The organism is Dietzia sp. DQ11-38-2 (assembly GCF_014145055.1).
GTDB lineage: Bacteria > Actinomycetota > Actinomycetes > Mycobacteriales > Mycobacteriaceae > Dietzia.
On sequence record NZ_JAALDW010000086.1, the window covers coordinates 1 to 1,488 of the forward strand.

At 70.0% G+C, this 1,488-nt stretch carries 2 protein-coding genes and 2 tRNA genes; all 4 read left to right on the top strand.

Annotated elements, in window-relative coordinates; all coding sequences use genetic code 11:
- The coding region (locus G6026_RS03410; RefSeq protein WP_182612265.1) for a DUF3566 domain-containing protein at positions 1 to 410 on the top strand (410 nt) is incomplete at its 5' end.
- Between the two features lie 91 nt (positions 411 to 501).
- Positions 502 to 575 (top strand) — tRNA-Ile (locus G6026_RS03415).
- 59 nt (positions 576 to 634) lie between these two features.
- Positions 635 to 707, top strand: a tRNA-Ala gene (locus tag G6026_RS03420).
- An 86-nt stretch (positions 708 to 793) separates the two neighbouring features.
- Positions 794 to 1,488, top strand: a 695-nt coding sequence (locus tag G6026_RS03425; protein WP_182612266.1) for an MFS transporter, incomplete at its 3' end; no start/stop codon positions are given.

The following is a 1,488-nucleotide window of genomic DNA, read 5'->3' on the forward strand; positions in this document are numbered from 1 at the left end:
GCGGCGCGGCCGGCCGCGCCGCCCCCATGGTCCCGCCGACTGAGCGACGCGGCCCCATGGAATCGGTGCTCGTCCTGCGACGCATCGACCCGTGGTCGGCGTTCACCACCGTGCTCGGGCTGATGTTCGCGCTGTACCTGGTGTGGATGGTGGCGATCGGGGTCACCTACCTGCTGCTCTCCGGCATGGGGGTGTGGGACCGGCTCGGTGGGCTGCTCTCCGGGGTCGCGGGTGACGAATCGGCCGCCGCCATCGGGCCGTCGACGATCTTCCTCTACAGCGGAGGCGTGGGTCTGCTCAACGTCCTGTTGCTGTCCGTCCTCGCCACCCTCGCCGTGTTCATCTACAACCTCGCCGCCGGGCTGACCGGTGGTGGGGTCCAGGTGACACTGGGGGACCGTCGGTACTGAGACGTGGTCCGCTGTGAGACCCCGCCACCGGCGCCGACCCGCCGATTTGGGCGGCGGCGAGGGCGTCGGGTAGATTAACGCTTCGGTACGAGGGCCTATAGCTCAGGTGGTTAGAGCGCCAAACTGATAATTTGGAGGTCGGAGGTTCAAGTCCTCCTAGGCCCACCCCCGCACGGCAGACGCCGGATCGCCCGCCGCGGTCCGGCGTTCACGCTTTGCGGAACGGGGCCTTAGCTCAGTTGGTAGAGCGCTGCCTTTGCAAGGCAGATGTCAGGGGTTCGAATCCCCTAGGCTCCACTCCCTCCTCTCCCGCCCCTCCACTCCACTCCCGGTGCCCGCCGGTGTGGACTCCGGTCGTGGTGGACCCGACCCCAGGACCGCCCGTGGACAGCACACCCCGCTCGTGGACGCCGTTCGTCCTGATGGCGCTCGTCGTGACCGCGGCGCTGATGTCGAGCGCGACGCCGTCACCCCTGTACGTCGACTACCAGCAGGCGTGGGGGACCGGCGGGACGATGATCACGGTCGTCTACGCGGTCTACGCACTGGCCGTCCTGGTGCCACTACTGCTGTTGGGGCGACTGTCGGACGCGATCGGTCGTCGGCCCGTGGTGATCACCGGTCTCGTGCTGCTGGTGTTGAGCATGGCCGGGCTCGCCGCCGCACCCTCGGTGGCCTGGCTGATCGCCGCGCGGGTGGTACAGGGCCTGGGCGTCGGGTTGGTCACCGGATCGGCGGCGGCGGCGATCATCGAACTGCATCCGGACAGGAACGCCCGCGTCGGTGCGCTCACCAGTAGTTCCACGACCAATTTCGGGATCGCGGCCGGCGTGCTGCTGTCCGGCGTGGTGGCCACCGCGTCGTCGTCGCCCCTCGTCCACCCGTACGTGGTGATGGGCGCCGCACTGGCCGCTCTGCTCGCCGGGGTGGTGTTCCTGGTGCCCGAGACATCGGGCGCCGGCCCTCAGACCCTCCGGGACGCGGTGCGGCTCCAACGGGTCGCGGTGCCCGCCGCGGCTCGTCCGGCCTTCGCCCTCGCCGCGGTGTGCGTGATCGCCTCGTGGTCCGTGGGCGGGGT